We start from the raw sequence: 20,379 nt of genomic DNA, 5'->3' as shown, positions 1-20,379 counted from the left end.
GATTCAGAGTCCATCTGGATGTTGGCCGAAGACATCTCAATGCGTGCCTGGGAGTGGCCAGACCTCATTGAGGCGGCCACGGATATCGCTGACGAAGTGGCAAAACTGGCCCCCGACCCGGACGCCGAATGGGAAGAAGAAGACTAATCGCGCAGCGATTATACGCCCAATGAATGATTAAAAAACAACCAAAAGAAAGAATCCCGCGGTCGCTTCCTGTTTCCCCCACCTTAATGAGGCGTTAGGAGGAGACCTTAATCATTCTTGACATGATTAAGGTCTTCATGAACTAATGTTCGTTATTCATACCTGACATGAATAAGAGGGACGCAGTGCGATTATCCGCCATACAGAAAGACGTGTTGTTTGTCCTGTCGGCGCTGGAGGCGAGAGGGATCACTGCGCCCGTGCCGGCGACCCGCCTGCTGGAAATGATTAACGCAGCCAGGTCGGCGCAGGTCTACCCGACAAATTTCCGCACCTCCTGCCACACGCTGGTCAAACACGGTCTGCTAAAAAAATACCGTAATCAGTCGCTGCAGCTGGCGTTTGCACTGACCGAGGCCGGGTTGCCGCTCGCCAGGAGACTCAGCGCCGTCCGGGCGGTATGACTTGGGCGTCCCCTGGCGATAAATGTCTACACGGGTTCCATGACGACCGTGTGATAAACCGGCGTACTGGCGTGCACACGGGCACTCAACCCGTATTCCGCCATGACCTGGCAAAACCGCGCAGCATCACCGATGACGCGAAACGGGACCGGCAGCAGGTGGCGTCCATCCTGGGCAAAGGCGACATGCAGCGTCGCTTTTTCCACGTAGAAGCCGTTGTGCCGAGCGGGTATCGGCGTCGCGCCGGATAACCACTCCCGCGTATCCATCACGTAATTGTCCCAGCCCTGATCTTTCAGGGTTTCGGTCGCATAGGTCAGCCGAAACAGATCGGACTGTTCCGCCAGCTTGCCGCTGCAGGAGCGCCACAAATAGTCCAGATGCTGCTGCAACTTGCCGGCAAGGCCGTATTTTCGGCCTCGCTCCAGCATCCACTGAATATCAATCGCCACGCTCCGGGGAAAGCGCTTTTGCTTTTGCGCGCTGGCCAGCCAGCGGATAAGAAACAGGTTTTCCGCGTAGGGCGTTGACACGACACCATCCTGGCGAGCCAGTCCCAGGGCCACCAGTGCGCAGAACGCCAGGTGGCTTAACGCGGTGGTGGTGTCTGCCTGCGTGGTAGAAGGCATGTTGTCCGGCAAAGTCGTAAGTCTCTCCGCAACGGATTAATGGCGGATCTGCGCCAGTTCATCGGCAGTGAGGCCGGTGGCGTTCATTACCGTCGCTAGATCAAGGCCACTGTCGAGCAGCGAACGGGCGATCTTCAACGCGGCGAGTCGCTCACCTTTTTCGATGCCTTTTTCGATGCCTTTTTCGATGCCTTTTTCGATGCCCTGCTGGAGACCTTCCAGTCGGCCTTTCTCGAGCCCTTTTTGCTCCAGTTTTTGTGCAATGGTCATAAGTACCTCTTCGTGCTGTGGCACGCGGCGGGCCAGTTCTCGGATAAAAGCTTCCGGGGCGGCCGTATCGCCAACCTGCAGCATGTAATTCATCAATGATGCCAGCTGATCACTCGTAGTGTATCCGGCCAGCAACAAAGTGACCAGTTGTTCCATCAGCTCGAACAGATCGCGCTGCCGGATGTGTTTCTGCAATAACGTCAGCGCCGCCATGCTGCGGTGGTTCATGATGTCATCGTCAGCAATCACGGTCACGTCAACCAGCGGAAACGCCCCGGTGTACAGTTTTTCCGCCAGCGCCGGGTCATCAAACTCGTCCAGCCAGCGAGTGGAGTACGGATACGGGCTGCGTTTACCGGCATAGAACAGCACCGGGATCACCAGCGGCAACTTTTTATGCCCGGCATCCAGATGGCGCTGCATGGCGGCTATAGCATAGCGAAACATCCTGGAGGCCATGTGTTTATCCGGCGAGGACTGGTGTTCGATAAGCACGTGCACGTAACCGTCAGCGCCGGTGGTGGTTTTCAGGCTGTAAAGCACGTCGCTGAAATACGGACGCAGGTCATCTTCGACAAAGCTGCCGGACTCCAGCTTCAGCGTGCTCAGATCACAAATAGCCTGCAGCTCTGCCGGCAGGTGCAACAGCATAAAATCCCGCGCGGTATCGGGATGCGTCAAAAACTGTTTGAAAGCCAAATCATGCGGCGTTGGGGTCTTTTTCATGAGGCTATCGTAACATGTTCGGCCGCCGGCTCACTATCGCGGCGTTGGGGTTTGTCCGTACCACAGGCAGCGGAGCTCGCTGACGATGTCGACGCCGGCATACGGTTTGTGCTTCCCTTAACGTAATGGATCCCTGCGGGCCAGTATCCCCACTATCGCGCGAGGCCTGCCTCTGTGACAATCGCCTGCGGTCACAAAAACAGGAGCGTCTCATGGACAAAAAAAACGCATACCAAAGCACAGCCTCGATGGCCGCGAAGCTGGAACAAAGCGGCAATTTTGCGCAGGCCGCCCATTTTTGGCGCACCGCACAGCATCTGGCGAAAAACGGCACCAACGAGGACTGGTGCTGGGTCAGGGCTAACCTGTGTGAACGGCGGGGGTAGTGAGAATATGCGTATCCCGGATCACGTCATTTTATCGGCCCTGCGCAACGGCGGGGTCATCAAGAGTTTTTACCGCCGCGCCGTGCGGGCCCCCCGGCCAGCAGGTTCTGTGCTCGCTGACGGCTACGTGCTGACGTCGCCTGGCGATCGGGGCGACGTCATGTTGAGCCACGCTGACTTTTTAGCAGTAAAAACGCAACTGACAGAGACAGAAGCCTGGGAGCAGGTAGTGGGAAACACCCGTTTCGGTGGCAGTGCCTGGGTGTTGTGTCATCAGTCTGATGATTGAGAAAAGCGCAGCCGCAGCTAAAGTGATAAACGTGACTGCCCAGATCGTGCTGTGTAAAATACCGCAGCCTCACACCACGCATCGATACCCAGATTTCACATAGCGCAACCGTCACGCTATCGCCCAAATTCGTCTCGGCCCCTCAGACGATAGGCAGGCAGGACAGATGCCGACGTTCAGTCCATGGCATACGCATAATGCCTGCAGGCGTAGTCAAACAACCGGGCGTCATCCTGCATATTGCCCATATCGATGCCGGTGTCCATCACGCCCTGGGCAAAGCGGAAAATGTGCTCGTAGGCATATTCCTCTTCCTGACGGCGGCTCGCCCAGTGCCCTTGCTGCTTCTTGAAAGCGGTTCTGGCGCTTTTCAGCACCCGGCAGAGCTGCTGGCAGATAAAATAGCTCGCGACGACGTTTCGCGCATCCCCCACAAAAATGACCTCGCTTTCCGGGCGAATAAAATCATGCCACAGATAGACCTCCAGCGTCCCCAGCATCCGGGAAACGCCCTTCGCCACCACGCATCCATACCAGTAATACGCGGTCCGGGGAATGGCCAGTCGCCGGCTTTCGGCGACATCGCGCACTGTCAGTGAGAGCAGCTCGGCATTCGTCAGCGCGAGGAGCAACGAGTCCAGTGCCGTCCGATAATCTATCACTTCGCTGTCGGCAGACAGCGGGGCCAGGTGACGACTGACGAGCCCCGCGATGTGTTGCTCGGGCACCGCATTCAACGTCGGGATCGGTGCCAGTTGCTGGCGTAATTCGTCCCTGTCGACCCAGGAACGCAGCAGGGTCTCCACCGACAGGCCTTGTGTCGCGGCCAGGGCTCCGATGCGCTCTCTGAGTTCGTCGGACCGGATGATCCCCGCTGTCACCGCAGCGTGTTCCGGCACCGTGACCCGGCGGGAAACCGGTTTGTAAATTTCCCCGGTTTCCGGGCGGATCTTCAACCCAGCCTTCAGCCAGCGGCTGAGTTCTTGCGGCAGGATAGTCGGGTTATCCTGCAGAAAGCGGGCCTTGTTACCACGTGCACGGCCATACAGCATCTCGATATAGTCGAGCAGGAGCATAACGTTAATCACTAATGTGTTTATAAGCACTTTTGTTTATAACACCCACTCGGGTGAGGTGTCCAGGTAGGGGCAGCTTGGAGATCGGATATTTCGGCGATTCCGGCGTAACCCCCTTACAGCGACACCAATTAGAAGATTGATGCTCCGTTGAACCAAAACACACTTTTATTGACCTATAATCATATATCACATATTCTTTGACCATGTGATATATGGTTAAACACGATGAAAAAATACATTCCCGTAGCGCCACCGGTCACCTGGTTCGGCAGCAAAAGCCGCCTGGTGAAAGACATTGTGACTCACTTTCCTCCGCATCAGACTTTTGTTGACGTCTTCGGCGGTAGTGGTGCCGTTCTGCTGGGAAAACGTCCATCAAAGGTTGAGGTATACAACGATTTGAACCACAAGATGGCATCTCTTTTCCGGGTGCTCTCTGATCGGGATAAAACCCGCGAATTGGTTCGTCGTCTTGAGCTGACCCCCTACAGCCGGGAAGGTTTTCAGCTTGCACGTGCAGCAGTGGAAACGGAAGCCGATGAAATCGAGCTTGCCAGGCTGATGATTGTGGTACAGCGTCAGTCTCATGGCGGTTTGGCCAAGCAATGGTCTTACTGTGTTGATGCCCCCGCCGGAGGCTATAGCGCCAGCGTAAGAAAGTTTCATGCCGGGATAGAACGCCTTCCGGCAATTCAGGAGCGAATGCGCAAAGTCCAGGTTGAAAACCTGTGCTGGCGCGATCTGCTACCCCGCTATGATCGGGAAAACACGCTTTTCTATCTCGACCCGCCTTACGTACCTGAAACCCGTATTCACGGCACCTATGAAAAGGACATGACCGCAGACGATCATCGTGATCTTGTGGCGCAGCTGCTTGTCATCCGGGGCATGTGTGTACTGTCAGGCTATCGTTCAGACGTCTATTTACCGCTTGAAAATTCCGGGTGGCAACGGGTGGAGATCGAAACGTTTGCCGCTACCAGTAAAAAGCGAACGCTCAGAATGGAGTGCCTGTGGATTTCTCCTAACTGTCTGAACAAGAAAAGCTTAATTGTTGCTCCTGATATTGGATCCGATAGCAGTCTGAGTAACCGTCAGAAGGCGGCCTTGCGGGTTCACCGACAACGACGCGCACAGTCGGAAACCGCTGTAAAAGAGGCTATACACAGTCTGAAACGGATGAAAAAGAAAGTCAGCAAGGTTGCTGTTGCACGAATGACGGGGATAAGCAGGGAACACATAACCCGCTACTACGGCGATCTGTTTCATTTTTCAGACCGGGAGACAATCGGATGAAGTGCTGGCGCGATGTTACGTACATCGAGATCATCGAAGGTGAAAGAGGTGGAAGGATCTGGGCGCTGAGGTTATCTTGTGGTCATATGGCGTTTCGTCGAATACCCCGCGTCTGTCTGCACAATCTGACGGCGTTCTCCCGGACTGAAGCACCGGAGAAATGCCATTGCCCGCATTGTGCTGACATGTCAGCGACAGTGATATAAGTCTCAAAACGGTCAAAGATCGTGGCGTTGACAGACTCGAATGGCGAGGCTTGAACGCCCAGTTTACCAAGTGACTGGTTCTAAATTATCGTGATCCATCACGCTTATTCCTCAATCATGCGGTAGGTATAATTCCCTGAACTTTCCGAATATATCAGTTTATCCAGTATCTTCTCCGCTTCAGCCCGCGCCAGACCTTTCTGAACCGTCAGCCAGCGGGCATTTCCTTTGCGATCCTGAATTGACCAGGTTTTGGTTGAGTCGTGATTTTTTGTGACGAATAACGATAATTGTGCCTCGAGTTGGTGTATACGATTGTGCGCCGTCTCCAATTCGGCAAGCAGTTCCGTCCTGGAGAGCTGGGGATGTTCCGCCTCCCGGATCTTCTTGTTTTCGCGGTAACGCCGTGCCCGTTCCGCCGCTGACAGGGCATTTCCGGTGCGGGGACGGCCCCGTTGCCGCTTTATGCTGGTATCGTTCACGAGAGGCTCCTTGGCTGAAATTAATGGATATTTAGTGACGAGTCACGATAATTATATCTACCACAAATAATGTGATGCGTCACATTATGTATCCGTTTCTTGGCCTGCCTGCTGCGATTTGGCAAAACGCCAATTCTGCCGAACCCGTGCCACGCTATTTTTTCGCTTTTGCCGCTGCCGGTTCTGCTTTTCCGGCCAAGAGCGTCGCCAGTTGTTCGTTATGCGCTTTCAGCGCCTTGAGTTCACCGGCCATGGCCGCTTTTGCTTCCCGCGCATCCGTTGCTTCTTTCAGCGCTTTATCCAGTGCGTTCTGGCGGTTTTTTAATTCAGTGTCTAACCGATTTTGCAGATCTGCCTGTTGCTGCCGGTGCTGCTCTGCGGCCTCTTTTCCGTCCTTCTCTGATTCACCAAGCTGTTTCTCTGTCGCGGCCAGACGTTCCCGCAGTTGAGCCAGTTCGACGGCCTGAGCCTGCTCTTTCCCCCGGCTGTCGTCCAACGCCGCCAGTGTGGTGCGGTGTTCATCCCGCAGGGTATCCAGTGTTTCTTCCAGATCGTCAACGGTCTGTGCGGCGTCGGCCAGCTCGCGCTCGGCCTGTGCCGTCTGCTCACCTGCCGCGCGGGTCACTTCGGCTACCCGCCGTTCGGCGGCTCTCACGGCCTTATCATTCAGCTCGGTAGCTAACTGGCTGATACGTTCGGCCAGTGCTGACGATACGGCCTTAACTTCTTCGGCCACTTCAACGGGCAGCTCGGCCACCGGCTCGGCGGTGACTTCTGTCTGTGATGAAAGATATTCGTCCCATACCTGCTTAAGCCGCCCCGGATTACCGCCGCCAACCCGGTTACGCAGCGCAAAGCCGGTAATGTTCCGCCCTTCGGCCTGTAATGCCAGGCCCGCCTCGATGATCTGCTGTGGTTCAAAAGTTGCCGGACGCATAAACCTGTTCCTGTTCTGGTGATTGTGCACGTATTACACACAATAAACAAATAAATAAATAAACTAACAAACAAACTAATTAATTACGTGACAACGTGATGGTTTTCACGCTTCCGGCAGGGATTCGGCAAAAAGCCCAATCTGCCGAATCTTATCAATGCTAATGTACGCATACATTAGCATTGATATCAGGCTGAATCAGCCCTATTCATCCCTGGATGCCCGGATTCCCGCCTGATAGCGCCGCTTTACGCGCTCAATTTCGGCCAGCGTTGCCGACCAGTGCCGCCCGGCATCACGCCGGTATCTGGCGGCCATTTTTTCCACGGCCTCCGGGGTGCTGTCAGCGCTGCGGTGCTGCCGCCCTTTCTCCCCGAAAATTTCCACAATCAACCACTGGCTCCCCGTTCTGCCGAACAGGGCATTACACAGCCGCTTCACGGCCAGCGGGGTTAAATCCGGGTCGGGATCGTATGCGATGGTGGCAAAAATAAAACGCAACATTTCAGAGGTCTTGTAACGCTTTACCGCCGCTGCCAGGCGTGCGGCACGCTGCGGGGCTTCCCAGCGGTCGTCACTGTACCTGGACACTTCGGCCAGGTAATCCCTTTCGAGGTTTGCCACCGTGTAACATCTGCCACCGATGAACAACCGCATGGCCTCTTTGGTTTCATCCCGCATACGCCATATCCCTGTCAATGCTAATGTATGCATACATTAGCATTGACCAGGCAGACCGGCAATCATTCTCCGGGTATTTGGTAAAACACCTATTCTGCCGAACCTTCAGCCAGCTACTTTTTCGTTTTCGGATTTAACGACGCTTACGATTGAAAGCATTACCCGGAAGATGTCCTACATGGGCTGCTTACCCTCATTCTGCTAACGGTTCCAGCTTGAGAAGATGTTCTTTGGCCTTCTCGACAAGATGTAAAAACTCATCATATTCGAACTCAAGGACATCATTGTCATTCGGATAAATAATAATATTCACGAATTTTCTATCCTTGGACAAGGATATTTCCCCCCACTGAACTCTATTAAATGATAATTCAGCATAAAGATCCTCCCTATCCACAGAACTTCCTACGCTATATTCCAACATAATGTAAACCTAATTATTTAATCGGCGGTTCTCTAAAACCAATCAGCCTTGAACCATCAGCATTAAATCGTAAAGCACGTCCATCAGGAGCGGTTGCTTCAACCACAGTAATTCTTTGCTTATTTTCAAATACAACTCTAGTTTCCACCTTCGTACTAGGATTACTCAAAATATCGTTAACTATCGCTTGAGCCTCTTGATTTAAAACAGAGGCCTTTTGGCTTGTATAAGAGTAAACGGACCCTTCCCTTCCACCATGTTTTTGCAAAGCACGACCTGCATCAGTCAAACCATTTCTATTAGGGGCTGAAGCAGCTTGATTAAGTTTATCCTTTGAGAAGCCATTTCTAAGAGCTTCCTGATTACGAGCATTCTCTTCATCTTCCGGCCCATGGCCGCCCGGCGTTCCAGACCCGGCACCACCCAGCTCAGCCTTATCCTCGTCCGTCAGATCCTTGGCTACATTCGGCTTACGCGCGTTTTCTTCACGTGACTTATTCGGGTCCGAACCGTCATCCGCGTCCCAGGCTTCATTACCACCTGTACCGTTGACTGACGTAGTCGGCACCGCCACTGGCGGCGGCACAGGTGCGGGAACCACCAATAAGTTATTATCCACCGCATTCTTGCCGGTCTGGGCTGCCGTTACCGCGCCTGCAGTATCGCTCGTTGTCAGGCCGCCGGCAAGTCCTGCCGCCAGCTGGCTCAGCGCGCTCACCTGCTGTTTCTCGTCTTCGCTCAGTTGCGCGCGTTTCGCTGGCGTATCGGCCTGGAACAGGTGTTCCGCGATAACCCGCGCTGCCAGTTCTGCGCCGCCGGCACCCAACCCGCCCGCCAGTGCCGACTGGTTATTCAGCTGCGCGGTCACCGCGCCCAGCACCGCGTGCGCCATCGCATTGGCTGCCACATTGACCTTGCCGTCGGTGCTGGTCATCTCCTTGATTTTCGTCGCCAGGTACGGCGAGGCGCCGCTCGCCAGCGCTCCCGCCAGGTTGTTGCCCGCCAGCGCCGTCAGCGCCCCCGTCACCGCCTGCGCCGCCTTCTGCAGGTCGCTGCCGGTGCCGTAGGCCTTCATCGCCTTCCGATAAGCGTCGGTCTGCTTCAGCGCCGTCTCGTTGCCCTTGAGCCCGGGGTGCTTGTCCAGCGCAGCCTTCAGACCGTTGAGTTCCCCTTGTGTGCGGATAACGTCCATCGCCTGGCCGCCGATTTCCCCTATCAGCTGCGCCTGCCTGAGCCGCTTCTGCTCCTTCTCCTTGTCAAAGATGGGGCTGATGCTGCCGGCGTTGGCGTTATCCGTATCCCGGTTAAGCTGTGCCACATCCTGCTGCTGCCTGTCGGTGTCGCGGACTATCAGCGCGCCCTCACTGACGCCGGCCCTGGTCGTGCCCTCTGCATGCCCGCTGTGGTTGGCCCCCGACAGCATGCCGCCGGCCATATTGGTCAGCAGGTCCTTGCCCACCGGCCCGCCGGTGCTGAGGCTCCCGCCGCTGTGCGTTGCGCTGTAGTCCGCCTGGTTGTGGATGTCCGTCCAGCCCAGGGTGCCGGTCTCCAGACGGTTCTTTTCCTTGTCAGCTTGGCTTGCAATCACCGCGCCGTCGAGCTGGGTGTGTTCCTTGACCTTGATGTCATAGCCACCATGGCCCGCAAACAGCCCGGTCTGCTCTTTCACCGAGTCGAAGTTGCTGTGCAGCTTGTCCTGGCTGGCACTCAGGTTGGCCGAGCCGGTCCCGGCGCCAATCGGCACACTGACTCCGCCGCTGACACTGCTCTGCTTCGCATCATAGCGGTCGCTGTCCTGCCGACTGCCGAGCGTCAGGTTGCCGCCGACGTCGGCGGTTATTTTCTCCCCGCTGACCTGCGCGCCGGCAAGGGTGGTATCCCGCCCGCTGTGCAGCGTCACCGCAGCGCCGCTGTCCACGGTCGTCTCGTTCCAGGTGGTGCCGTTGCCACGCTCGCGCCCCTGACCCTTGTTGGCGTTGGCGAACACGCTCACGCCGCTGTTCTGACCCACCCCGACGCTCACGCCCACGCTGCCACCCCGGCTGCTGTTGCTGCCGTCGGTCTTTTGCGTGTCACCCGCAGCCGTGAGCCGCAGGTCGCGGCTGGCGTCAAGCGTCGTCTCCCCACCGGCCTTGAGCTGGCTGCCGGTAATGGCAATATCGCCGCTTTGCCCGGTGCGGTTCTTACCGGTTGCGGTAACCGACAGGCTCTGCCCGGCGGTGAGCGTACTGCCCTGCGACAGGCTGCTTTCGGTGCGGGTCTCGCTTTTGGACGACTGGCTGCCCAGCGAGGCGCTGACCCCAAAGCCGGCAGCCTTGTCGCCCCCCATCAGGTCACCCTTGGCCTGCGCCTGCGCGGCCTGCACGCCCGACAGGGCCGCCTTGGTGCCCTGCAGCGCCGCCAGACGCCCGTCGCTCTCCTTGTTTGCCTGCTGCGCTGTGGTAACCGCGCTGTTGATGCCACTGCCCACCGTACCGGACAGCGCCAGGCTCAGGCCGCTCTGTTTCTGCTCGACGATTTCCTTGCGGGTGCGCTGGTCGTAACCCGGGTCAATGGTCACGCTGTCACCCGTGAGACTGAGGTCCTTGCCCGCCACCAGGTCGGCACCGCCAATGTGTGCCTTGCCGCCCGCCTCGATATTGACATTGCCACCGGTAGAGCCGACGGTGCTCACACTCTGACTTTGCGTGGTGCCGTCTTCGTTCACCTGATGGCGCGAAGACGTGCTGCCGAGGGTCAGGCCAATACCGCCACCGCTGAACAGCCCGCTCTTTTTCTTTTCATTCAGCCGGTAACTGGATTGCTCTTCGGTGGCCGCGGTGATCTCGACATTATTGCCGGCCTGCAGCTTCACGTCCCGGTCGGTGGCAATGGCCGAGCCGGTGACCGTCAGGTCGTTGCCGGCCTTGACGCTGACGCCGTTACCGCTCAGCAGGCTGCCCTTCTCACGGGTGGCGTAGTCCTCTCTAACCTCGTGGATGGTGGTTTTGGAGAACAGTTTCTTCCTGGTTTTCGTCTCTTCGAAGAAGCTGTAATCGCTCTCGGTGGCGGTGTCGAGATGCACGTCACGCCCGGCCTGCGCCGCGATATCGCCTTGCGCGGTGACCTGAGCGGCCTGAGCGGACAGGTCACGCCCGGCCTGGATACGCGTGTCGCCGCCGCTGGCGATTTCCGTGCCCTGCTGACGGAACGCCTCGCTCACCTGCTGCTTGCCGCCGCCGTGGCTGGCCTGATAGTCCCGGCTTTGCTGCGCACCCAGGTTGACGTCGCGCCCGGCGCTCAGAGTTGCATTGTTGTCCGCCACAAGCGCCGCCGCCTGCGCGTTCAGGTCGCGTCCGGCGTGCAGGTTCAGGTTGCTGCCGCTGGTGATGCTGCTGCGCGTACCGTCGCTGCTGATGTGTTCACTGTCCTCGGTTTTCTGGCGGCGGCTTTGCTCGGCGGTCTGGATATTGATATCCCGGCCCGCACTCACCACGGCATCACCCCCACTGCCGACCGCGCTGCCGGTCAGGTTCACATCCTGCCCGGCCCGCACATCCAGTCGGCCACCGGCGCTGATGTCGCTCCCCTGGCTACCGCGTGCCTCGGTTTCCTTGCGTACGCCATTCCAACCGGTACCCTCGGCTTTTTCGGCGGTGTAGGTGCTGTTGGCACGCACGTTAACGTCGCCCGCCGCCTGCAGGTTCAGCGCGCCGCCGGCGCTGACCCTGGCCCCGGTGATGTCAATGTCTTTCCCCGCCTGCAGGCTGAGGCTGTCGCCGGCGCGAATGTCGGCGACCGGGCCAATTTCGGTATGCGACAGGCTGAGCACCTGCCCGCCCTGGGTGCCGGTAGCATCCCACTGGCGAACCTGTGTTTTGTTGATGATACTGCCATCGAGGCTTTCCAGCGTCAGCCGTTGCCCGCTGATGGTGGCGCCGATATTGCTGATATCACCGATAGCGCTGAGCTGCAGCTCGCCAGCCCCGCCGATAAGCCCCTGGTTGATATTGGCGATGCCGGTTTGACTGGCGACGCTGAGGCGCTCGCCGCCCTGCAGCGAGCTGCCGTCGTTGCGAATGGCACCGCCGTTCAGGTTGACGCGGTTACCAACAATCGTGCTGCCGGTCAGTGGTAAAACATCGTGTTTGGCCAGATACAGTTTCGGCGCCAGCACCGTCTGGCCATTGACCGTGACGGTTTCCCACCAGACGATGCTTTTGTCCAGCTGCGCCACCTGTTCCGGCGTCAGACTGACGCCAAACTGCAACTGCAGGCCACGTCGCGCCTCGGCGGCATTATCGATAAGCCGCTGCATCTGTTCCAAATCGGACCCTACGCCATTGAGGTAACGCTGACCGGTCTGGGTCAGCATGGCGTTGCTGATATAGCGTGTGTCGAAGGCCGCATCCCCGAGGAAGCGGTAGTCGTAATCCGGGTTCAGCTTCAGCCGATCCAGGAAGTAGGCCGAGCCGATAAACTGCTTCTCATCGGTAAACCGGCTGTCGGTTTCCCGCGGAACCCCGCCGGGCTGACGCCCCAGCATGGCGTAGAGATCATTGAACAGGCTGTTGTCCAACTGTCCCAGGCCGTCCAGTTTGGGGTTGGTGGTAATGAGATACGGGCTGTTCGGATTGTCTGACGGCACAAAGCGCCCATTTCCGCCGCTCGGCAGCGGGTAATCCGCCAGGTCGGCGGCGTTGTTACCAAGCTGACTGAGCGCACCTTGCAGCTGGTCGCGCCAGGTCGTGTCGCCGATGGCGACCGATTGTGCGTCAGCAAGTTTCTGCTGCTGTACGCCATCTATCGCTTCCGGGCGCTGCAGCGCATCAAGCGTCGGGCGCGCGAGGGTAGGGCTGACGCCACCGGCATTGGGGGTTACGGCAGTGTTGCTGATATTGCCCTTGAAGTTGGCGTCGACCGCGCCGCCGGCCTGAATGACGCTGCGGTAGGTGCCGTCATCGGTGCGCTCGGTGCGCACCTCGCCGTCGGCCGTGTAGGTCACGTAGCGCTGCTTGATGTTACCCAGCGCGTAGTCGTCCATCGGCTTTAGCGACGACACTTTGTAATCGGGTCTGGATTTTGGCAGGTCGGCGGTTTTATAGGTCTGATAGCGGGTTTCACTGCCGGACTGCCAGGACTGGTTGTTAAGCCTTTCGCCCGATAACGTGATGTCGCCGGTGGCCAGTATGTTGCTTGCCAGGTTATCCAATACGCCAACGGAGGCGTTGATATTTCGTCCGGCGGCAATACGCCCGGCACCGCCGTCACTGGTCACCGATACCGTCGAGGTGGACAGCGCCAGCTCGAGGGTTTTCTTGAACGGTGCCGCGTACGTGTAGGTGTAATACACTTCCCTGGCCGCATCACCAGGCAACTGCCGTTTTTCAACGACCGTGTAGTAGCCCAGCGCCCCTTTTTCAAAATAGTCGAGCGGCACGTTGGCACTGAGCCCCTTGAGCCAATCGTATTTCTGCGTCAAATCCTCCTGTGTCACCGACGTCTTGAGGCCATCGCGCTGATTGAGCAGGTGCGCGGTGTTGATATAAATATCCCCCGTCTCGGTCTCAATGGTGCCGGAGGTGTTGACGATTTCTGCATTGGCGTTGCTGGCGGCGTCTTTCTGCATCCACAGGTCTTTGCCTGCCAGAATGTCGCCGCGCTGATTGACGATGCGGTCCGCCAGCAGCTGCATGTTGCCGCCGCTGTACAGCATGCCGCTGCTCAGCAGTTGACCGGCGGCACTCAGCAACAGCTCGCCAGCGTTACCGATAAAGCCGTGATTGGTGATATCGCCCCGGCTGAGCAGTTCCACTCGCCCGCCCGACTGCAGGCTGGCGCCGTCGTTTTGTTTGATGTTCGATGCCTCGACGCGTACATCACCGCTGCCGCCACGAACACTGCCGGCGTTGGTCAGCTGCCCACCGCTGCGGATAGCCAGGCTCTGCCCCTGGGTAGTGCCCTGCAGGTTGACATCACCGTCGGTCCCCAGGCTCAGCGCCTTGCCCGCCGCCAGGGTACCTTGTTGCGTGAAGGCCGCTTTCAGCGTCAGCCCAATGTTGCCCAGCGCCACCAGTTGACCAAACTGGTTCAGCAAACTGCCCGTCAGCGTGGCATCGCCGGCACTGAACAGTTTGCCGCCCTGCCGGTTATCGACCTGCCTCGCGTCAACGGCCAGCCTCTGCGTCGCCAGTACGGTACCGGCATTGTCCACGCTGTCCGCCTGCAGGCGCACCGTACCGCCCTGCAGCGTGCCCGCATTGTCGAGCCGGTTCAGCGTCAACTGATTAACGCCTGCGGCCACCAGGGTACCGCGGTTGTTCAGCGTTGTGCCATTCAGCGTCAGGCTATCGGCCTGCAGCCAGACAGTATTGTCTACTGCCGGTGCCGACAGTGATAGCGCGCCGCCAACCACCAGTTTTCCCGTATTGGTGAGCCGTTCAGACAGCCGCAGTTCGCCGCGTCCGTCACCCTGCATAGCCCCGGCGTTGTTCAGTGCGGTGGCCATCAGCGTCAGCGCATGTTGGCTGCGCACGTTGCCGCTCGCCAGGTTGTTGAAGACGCCGGTAAGCGCCGCATTCAGGCTGTTCTTGCCGACCAGCTGACCGCTGTTATCCAGTTGCGCCGCCGTGAGGTCCAGGTCGCCCGCTTGCAGCAGGCCCTGATTCTCAATACCGCCTGCCGTCAACCGCAGATCGCCATCGCTCAACATCTGACCATCACGCTGTTGCTGCGCCGTGCCGACGATATCAGCTGCCAAACGTTCAACACCGACCAGCACGCCGACGTTGTTCAGGCGGTCAGCCGTCAGGCTCAACCGACTTGCTCGCCAGCTGCCCTGATTGTTCAGCGCCAGCGCGGTCAGCGCTGCCTCGCCGTTGGTGACTATCTGACTGTCGTGACCGGCATCAAGGGCGCCCTTAAGAGTGAGGTTAATCCCCTGACCCGCCTGCAGCGTGCCGTTGTGCGTCAACTGCTGCGCGGCCAGCAGGATGCGCTTGCCCTGCCACAGACCGTCATTGGTGGCCTTCGCGGCAGCAACGTTCAGCTCACCGTCACTCAGCAATTGCCCGCCGCTGAGATTGTGCACATCCTGCTGCAGTTGCAGCGCCAGCGCCTGCACGCCAATCAGATTGCCGCTGTTGCTTAGCGTGCCGGCCTCAAGCCGGGTTTGTGCACCCTGCATTTCCCCCGAATTATTGATGCTGGCAGCCGAAAGCTGCAAATCCCCCTCGCTCAGCACCTTGCCACTGTTGTCCAACTCCGCAGCGTTGAGCGTCATCGCTCCCTGACCAAGCACCTGCCCGCCATTATCCAGCCGCTGGGAGGCAGCGGCATTCAGCGCATCAATCCCCAGCGCGCTGCCGGCGTTGTCCCAGCGCTGCGCGGTGATATCGACCGTCTGCCCCTGCAACTTGCCGGCATTGTTAAACTGCCGGCCGTGCAACGTCAGTACGCCGCCGGCCAGGATACGGCCCGCCAACCGGTTATTCAGCGCGTTTGCCGTCACATCAGCCTGGCCCCTGGCCTGCAGCAGCCCGCGGTTCTCCAGCGCATCGACGTTGAGGATCATATCCTGAGCTGCCAGTGTGCCGCCGTTACTCAATGCCTGCGTGGTCAACCGCAGGCTATTTCCCGCCACGAGATTGCCGGCATTTTCCATTGACTGCGTCAATGCCATATCCAGCGTCAATGCACCGATTTTCCCGCTATTGCGCAGCGTGTCACCCTGCAGCGTCAGTTGCCGGCCAGCCGACAGCGTACCCTGCTGGTCGAACGCCCCTGTGGCCAGCTGAAGACCGTTATCCGCCTGCAATGTCCCGCGTTGACTCAGCGTTTCACTGCGCCAGTCGATGTTGCGCGCCCCGATATTACCGGTGTTAACCACCGACCTGCCCGTCAACGTCAGGTCGCCCAGCGTATTGAATACGCCTGCCAGTTGACCCTCGGAGCCCAGCGCCAGCCGCATACTCTGCCGGGCCTGGGTCTGACTATCGCCCTCCGTCTTCAGCTGCCCGGCGTCTATCGACAGATTGCGTTCGCTTGACAGCAATCCGCCAAGGCGCACGACATCGCCGAGCACGGCGATGTCATCGTCACTGAGCAATCGAGAATCACGCCCCGTGGTCAGCGTCGCGGCATTGAGCGTCATGCCCTGCTTGCCGGTCGCACTGCCGGCAAGCAAGAACTCGCCGGCCTGCACCGTCAACGGGCCGTCGGCGTACAGCGAGCCAGCCACATCGAGGCGGTCACGGACCGTTAGCGACAGCTGCTGCTGAGCGCCAATCAGCCCCTGGTTGTCTGCACCCTGAAAGTTGAGCGTCTGCTTGCCGCCCGACTGCAGTCGACCGCCGTTTGTCAGCCGTCCGCCCGTCAGTGTCTGCGTTCCTGTGGACTGTATCAGGCCCGTGTTGGTCAGCGACTGCACCTGAAGCGTGCCATCGCGATTGGCGGCCAGCTGACCACGGTTGTTCAGATTGCCCGCCTGCAGATGCAGGTCTCGTCCGGCGGTCAACTCCCCCTGCCAGTCACCGTCACCGCGCAGCCGCAGGTCGATATCACCGGCCGCGGTCACGCGTCCGCCGGCCTCACTGGTCAGATTGCCCGCATTGAATCGCAAATCGCCGCTCGACGAAAGGTTGCCAGCCAGTGTCAGCGTCTCGGCCTGCACATCAGCCGCGCTCACCCCGGTCAGGCTCGAGGCGCCGTCCAATTGCAGGCCGCGCTGTGCGTGGGCGGTCACCAAGCCTGCGCTGAGGTGGCTGCCGCGCCACTGCTGCTGCGCACCTTCAACATTCAATCGCTTATCGGACGTGGCACGCCGCTGCGCGTCAGCCCCGGCCAGCAGGGTGCTGCCCTCGCCCCGCATCTCCCCCGCGGCGCTCAGCGTCATGTCGCCGGCGGCGCTCAGCGTCGCCTGTTGCAAGACCATATCGCCGCCGCTGCGCAGGGCAATCGCCTGCCCAGCCTCGTGACTGCCATTGAGCACTATCCCCTGCGCTTTCGCCGTCAGCGCGCCCCGAGCCAGGGTATTGCCCAACGTCAGCTTGCCGCTGGCATCGAGCGAGATATCCCCCTCGCGTGCATTGAGGTTGCCGAGGTTAACGCCCACCCCCTGCTCGCTGGACACCAGATGAATGCGGTTGGCGTACATGCCGCCGAGCGCACCGGTATCGACCGCCACCTTGGGTGCGTTGCCCTGACCGGCGATAGGCGTAGCGTTGCCGTCGGCATCCACCCGATTGGCCCCCAGCGTGACGCGCAGGTCTTTGGCATGCAGCTGCGCATTGATTTCGGTGGCGCGCGCAATCAGCGCGAAGTTATCGCTTTGGCTGGCATCGAGCCCCTTGCCCTGAACGGTGATGGCGCCCTGCGTAACGTCCAGCGCCTGAAGTTTGCCGTCGGCGCCCAGCACCGGTTTCCCTGTGGTCAGCGTGGCACTGGGCGTGTTGATAAAGCCGCAGCCGTCACAGGTGATGCCATAGGGATTGGCCACCATCACGCTCGCCTGCTTGCCCGCCACTTCCAGATAGCCCTGCAATTGGGACGGGTTGGGTGCCACCACTTCGTTGATGATGGCCTGCGCTTCGCGGCCAGCCTGCAGGTTGGGGTTATTCTGAATAAGGCCACCCAACTGACTCTGCGTCAACTTGTCGGTGCCATTGTTGAGAATAAGCCCCTCTTTGCCGACGTTGAAATCATTGTATTGGTTATGGGAAATGCCGGCCTGATTTGGCGTGGCAATATCGACCACCGGGACGCCGTTGGCAGCCTGGTCAACCTGCGTATTGCCGGCGGCCACGTTGACGCCGTCAGCCAATACCGGCAGTAACGGCTGCCCGGCCAGTGCCCCGCACAGGGTATAGCTCAGCAGGCGCTGAGCGGTATTCAATGGCTTTTTATCGTGCTGTTTCATCGCGAAGAATTTCCTGTGCGTGGCTGGGCTTAAAGGACAAGGTTGATGCGGTAATAGACCGACACCCGGTCCGGTTTCAGGGCGTCCGGGTAGGCCAGCGGCCAGCCGACGGTCAACTGGCTGCCGACGTAACGGTTGCGGCTGCCCAGGCCAACGGCGGCGCCCCACAGCGTGCCCGAGGCGTTGATGTCCTGCCTGTCGCGGTGCAACCAGCCACCGTCCAGCGCAGCCAGGGCCGTGATGCTGCCAAGGACGGGCAACGTCACCAGCGTACGGTTGACCTCATTGCGCCAATAAGCGCCCTTGTCGCCGGAAAGGTACTGCTCCTTGAACCCCCGCACCGAACTTTCGCCACCGAGCGTCAGTCGCTCGCTGCCGTACAGCCGACCCGGCGTCCATTGGCCATACAGGCTGGTGAGATAGGTCCAGTCCTGCGCCAGCGGCAAGTAATAGCTGCCGGACAGCGACACCTTGTGAAACTCGGCTCTCGGCGCTTCCTTGATTTTGCCGCTGTCGTTCTCGGCCCCCAGCCAGGGCACGCCGCGGCTGTAAGCCGGATTGAAGGTGGCGAAGCCGCCCCCGAGCTTCTGACCATGGCTGACGCCCAGCGTGAGGCTGGTCAGCTTGCGGCTGCTGCTTGTCAGGCGGGTGTCGTTAAGGTCATTGCGGTTGATGCGGTGCGTCAATCCCAGGGAGAGGCCGGTTTTCATCTGGCCGTCGCGGTAGAGCACGCGGGAAAGCCCCAGACGATGCGTCTGGCTGTCACCGCTGGAGCGCCAGTCAAAGCCCCGGTTCTCGAGGGTGGCCAGGTAATCGCTGTAGGCGTAGTTATAATCCAGCGTCCAGTAGCCGTACGGCAGGCTGACGCCGGCCTGGACGCTGCGGGCATTGTGGTCGTTGGCGAAGTCGCTGCTGCGGGCGCCAGCGACGAACCACTGGTCTGCCAGTCCCAGCAGGTTATTGCCGGTGAGCGAACCGTTTACCTGCCCGGTGCCGGTGCGCTTCTGGCCGCTGTTGTCGAACCCCAGCCCCAGCGTCAGCGGAAACGCCGGCTTCGCACTCAGGTTCACCACCGAGTATCCCGGTCGGCTGCCGGGCAGAATTTCAATCTGAACCGGTTGACGCCGCAGGCGGTTAATCTGCTCCATGCCCTGCTCGATGTCGCGCAGGTTGAGAAGCTGGCCCGGCAGACCGGGGAACGCCATTTTCAGCATACGGTCATCACGCTGCTCCAGCTGGATACGCTCAAGTCGCCCTTCAAGTACCAGCAGCCGCAATTCACCCTGCGACAGGTTTTGTTCTGTCAAAAATGCGCGGCTGGTGATATAGCCGTGGGTGATATACCAGTCGGAAATTTTCTGTACCAAAGTTTGGATCTGCCCCAGAGTCAAACACTGCCGCAGATAGGGCTGCGTAAGTTGGCGCTGAGCGCTGACCGGCAGATGGTCGGCGCCCTCCAACCGAATGGCATTAATGGTGAAGCACGGGCCTGCGGATGGGGCTGCCGTTTCCCGTGGCGAAGGCAGCTCAGGCGTCAGGGTGCGCTGCAGTTCCTGGCGCTGCTGCCGGTTTTGTTCCAGCAAGTCACGCTGCTGCTGCTGGAGAGTATCGCGGTCGGCTGGTGACAAATCCGGAGCGGCCTGAGCCCCCTTCGATAAGGCGATAGCCGTGATAAAGATGAATGGCAAATAGCGGCGCACACTTCCCTGAGAGCCCGACATGGTCATCCTGAGCGTAAACAAATGTAAAAGAGTGGCCGCATTATCCATTTTGATGTTCAAAAAGCAAACAATTCAGCATGGTTGTTAATGTATTGTAGGGTAGTGATGCGCAACGCGCATGAAGGCGCCAGCCTCAGTTAAAAAGAACACCCACAGGCAAGGGGCGCCGGTCGCCCGGCGCAGCCGGTTCGGGTTTGATAGGTTTCACCGCACCCATCCACTTCCCTGCCAAGCCAACCCCGCTCAAAGCCATACGGAAGTGACATTACGCCGTCGGAGTGGTCCCGCCAGAGGCGGGGCGTATCTCCGCGTTAGCGGCCTGTAAGGGCGCTTACGGGCGTGTACCTGAAACCCCAAAGCGCCACCACCCACAGCGACACCCAACACTTTAGTTACAACACTCATCATAAAAGCGACACAGTTCCCCGGCCGTTGGCCGGGGGCGGGGCCGCTTTTCAGGGTGGGTTAGGTGTTTGGTGGTCATGCCAATGATGCGGAGGCGAGGTTCGGTGCTGAAGAGCTGCAGAGTTCCGTGAATGGTTGGGCGTCCGCGGATGGGTTTTGACTAAATTGGGGTTTGGCCAGGTGATTTCTGCAGGAGACGGTTTCTGTGTTGGCCAGGCGGGCATGGAGCGGTTTTCGTGAATGACTAGTTTAGCGACAGTAGGCAGTTTTTCTGCAGCGTATGGTTTTGCCCGAACAACGTGAGGGAGGTACTACACCTGCACTGGCGTCAGCCGGTGCGAT

13 protein-coding genes are annotated in these 20,379 nt (G+C 59.1%); 4 read left to right on the top strand and 9 right to left on the bottom strand.

Annotation, left to right across the window (positions count from 1 at the left end):
- Positions 1-332: 332 nt before the first annotated feature.
- Positions 333-611, top strand: coding sequence for a chromosome segregation protein ParM (locus QMZ29_RS00350; protein WP_283225686.1), 279 nt, complete (start codon positions 333-335; stop codon positions 609-611).
- A 26-nt stretch (positions 612-637) separates the two neighbouring features.
- Here QMZ29_RS00350 and QMZ29_RS00345 read toward each other — a convergent pair whose 3' ends face one another.
- Together QMZ29_RS00345 and QMZ29_RS00340 are read right to left on the bottom strand one after the other, a co-directional pair.
- On the bottom strand, positions 638-1,240 hold the full coding sequence (locus QMZ29_RS00345; RefSeq protein ID WP_283225685.1) for a DUF2913 family protein: 603 nt from the start codon (positions 1,238-1,240) through the stop codon (positions 638-640).
- 36 nt (positions 1,241-1,276) lie between these two features.
- Positions 1,277-2,236 carry an Rpn family recombination-promoting nuclease/putative transposase gene (locus tag QMZ29_RS00340; RefSeq protein WP_283225684.1) on the bottom strand — a complete coding sequence of 320 codons (960 nt, stop codon included), beginning with the start codon at positions 2,234-2,236 and terminating at the stop codon, positions 1,277-1,279.
- 212 nt (positions 2,237-2,448) lie between these two features.
- Here QMZ29_RS00340 and QMZ29_RS00335 point away from each other — a divergent pair, with 212 nt between their 5' ends.
- Positions 2,449-2,622 carry an ANR family transcriptional regulator gene (locus QMZ29_RS00335; protein ID WP_283225683.1) on the top strand — a complete coding sequence of 58 codons (174 nt, stop codon included), beginning with the start codon at positions 2,449-2,451 and terminating at the stop codon, positions 2,620-2,622.
- Positions 2,623-2,629: 7 nt separating this feature from the next.
- Positions 2,630-2,911 (top strand): cytoplasmic protein, encoded by a 282-nt coding sequence (locus QMZ29_RS00330; RefSeq protein ID WP_283225682.1) that lies wholly within the window; start codon positions 2,630-2,632, stop codon positions 2,909-2,911.
- 176 nt (positions 2,912-3,087) lie between these two features.
- On the opposite strand, the gene QMZ29_RS00325 is transcribed toward QMZ29_RS00330, so the two are convergent.
- Positions 3,088-3,987, bottom strand: a complete 900-nt coding sequence (locus tag QMZ29_RS00325) for a hypothetical protein (protein WP_283225681.1) — start codon at positions 3,985-3,987, stop codon at positions 3,088-3,090.
- 228 nt (positions 3,988-4,215) lie between these two features.
- Here QMZ29_RS00325 and QMZ29_RS00320 point away from each other — a divergent pair, with 228 nt between their 5' ends.
- Positions 4,216-5,286: a DNA adenine methylase gene (locus QMZ29_RS00320; protein ID WP_283225680.1), complete on the top strand. Its 1,071-nt coding sequence runs from the start codon at positions 4,216-4,218 to the stop codon at positions 5,284-5,286.
- A 310-nt stretch (positions 5,287-5,596) separates the two neighbouring features.
- Here the strand turns inward: QMZ29_RS00320 and QMZ29_RS00315 are convergent, their stop codons facing one another.
- The 6 genes from QMZ29_RS00315 to QMZ29_RS00290 form a co-directional block, all read right to left on the bottom strand.
- On the bottom strand, positions 5,597-5,974 hold the full coding sequence (locus QMZ29_RS00315) for a hypothetical protein (RefSeq protein WP_283225679.1): 378 nt from the start codon (positions 5,972-5,974) through the stop codon (positions 5,597-5,599).
- A 154-nt stretch (positions 5,975-6,128) separates the two neighbouring features.
- On the bottom strand, positions 6,129-6,911 hold the full coding sequence (locus QMZ29_RS00310) for a DNA-binding protein (protein WP_283225678.1): 783 nt from the start codon (positions 6,909-6,911) through the stop codon (positions 6,129-6,131).
- A 204-nt stretch (positions 6,912-7,115) separates the two neighbouring features.
- Positions 7,116-7,592 (bottom strand): hypothetical protein, encoded by a 477-nt coding sequence (locus QMZ29_RS00305; protein WP_283225677.1) that lies wholly within the window; start codon positions 7,590-7,592, stop codon positions 7,116-7,118.
- Between the two features lie 193 nt (positions 7,593-7,785).
- A complete protein-coding gene (locus QMZ29_RS00300; protein ID WP_283225676.1) occupies positions 7,786-8,016 on the bottom strand; it encodes a hypothetical protein in 231 nt (76 codons plus the stop codon).
- Positions 8,017-8,029: 13 nt separating this feature from the next.
- A complete protein-coding gene (locus QMZ29_RS00295; protein WP_283225675.1) occupies positions 8,030-17,911 on the bottom strand; it encodes a hemagglutinin repeat-containing protein in 9,882 nt (3,293 codons plus the stop codon).
- Positions 17,912-17,940: 29 nt separating this feature from the next.
- Complete coding sequence (locus tag QMZ29_RS00290) at positions 17,941-19,632, bottom strand: ShlB/FhaC/HecB family hemolysin secretion/activation protein (RefSeq protein WP_283225674.1); 1,692 nt, start codon at positions 19,630-19,632, stop codon at positions 17,941-17,943.
- Positions 19,633-20,379 lie beyond the last annotated feature (747 nt).

Origin of the sequence: Serratia sp. PF-27 (assembly GCF_030053255.1) — a bacterium.
Classification (GTDB): domain Bacteria; phylum Pseudomonadota; class Gammaproteobacteria; order Enterobacterales; family Enterobacteriaceae; genus Serratia; species Serratia bockelmannii.
This window is presented reverse-complemented; position numbering and strand designations above follow the sequence as displayed.

Bases quoted from the DNA above. Each gene is read 5' to 3' on its own strand.
- QMZ29_RS00340 (WP_283225684.1), bottom strand. From the start codon at position 2,236: ATGAAAAAGACCCCAACGCCGCATGATTTGGCTTTCAAACAGTTTTTG.
- QMZ29_RS00290 (WP_283225674.1), bottom strand. From the start codon at position 19,632: ATGTCGGGCTCTCAGGGAAGTGTGCGCCGCTATTTGCCATTCATCTTT.
- QMZ29_RS00345 (WP_283225685.1), bottom strand. From the start codon at position 1,240: ATGCCTTCTACCACGCAGGCAGACACCACCACCGCGTTAAGCCACCTG.
- QMZ29_RS00305 (WP_283225677.1), bottom strand. From the start codon at position 7,592: ATGCGGGATGAAACCAAAGAGGCCATGCGGTTGTTCATCGGTGGCAGA.
- QMZ29_RS00320 (WP_283225680.1), top strand. From the start codon at position 4,216: ATGAAAAAATACATTCCCGTAGCGCCACCGGTCACCTGGTTCGGCAGC.
- QMZ29_RS00335 (WP_283225683.1), top strand. From the start codon at position 2,449: ATGGACAAAAAAAACGCATACCAAAGCACAGCCTCGATGGCCGCGAAG.
- QMZ29_RS00325 (WP_283225681.1), bottom strand. From the start codon at position 3,987: ATGCTCCTGCTCGACTATATCGAGATGCTGTATGGCCGTGCACGTGGT.
- QMZ29_RS00330 (WP_283225682.1), top strand. From the start codon at position 2,630: ATGCGTATCCCGGATCACGTCATTTTATCGGCCCTGCGCAACGGCGGG.
- QMZ29_RS00300 (WP_283225676.1), bottom strand. From the start codon at position 8,016: ATGTTGGAATATAGCGTAGGAAGTTCTGTGGATAGGGAGGATCTTTAT.
- QMZ29_RS00310 (WP_283225678.1), bottom strand. From the start codon at position 6,911: ATGCGTCCGGCAACTTTTGAACCACAGCAGATCATCGAGGCGGGCCTG.
- QMZ29_RS00295 (WP_283225675.1), bottom strand. From the start codon at position 17,911: ATGAAACAGCACGATAAAAAGCCATTGAATACCGCTCAGCGCCTGCTG.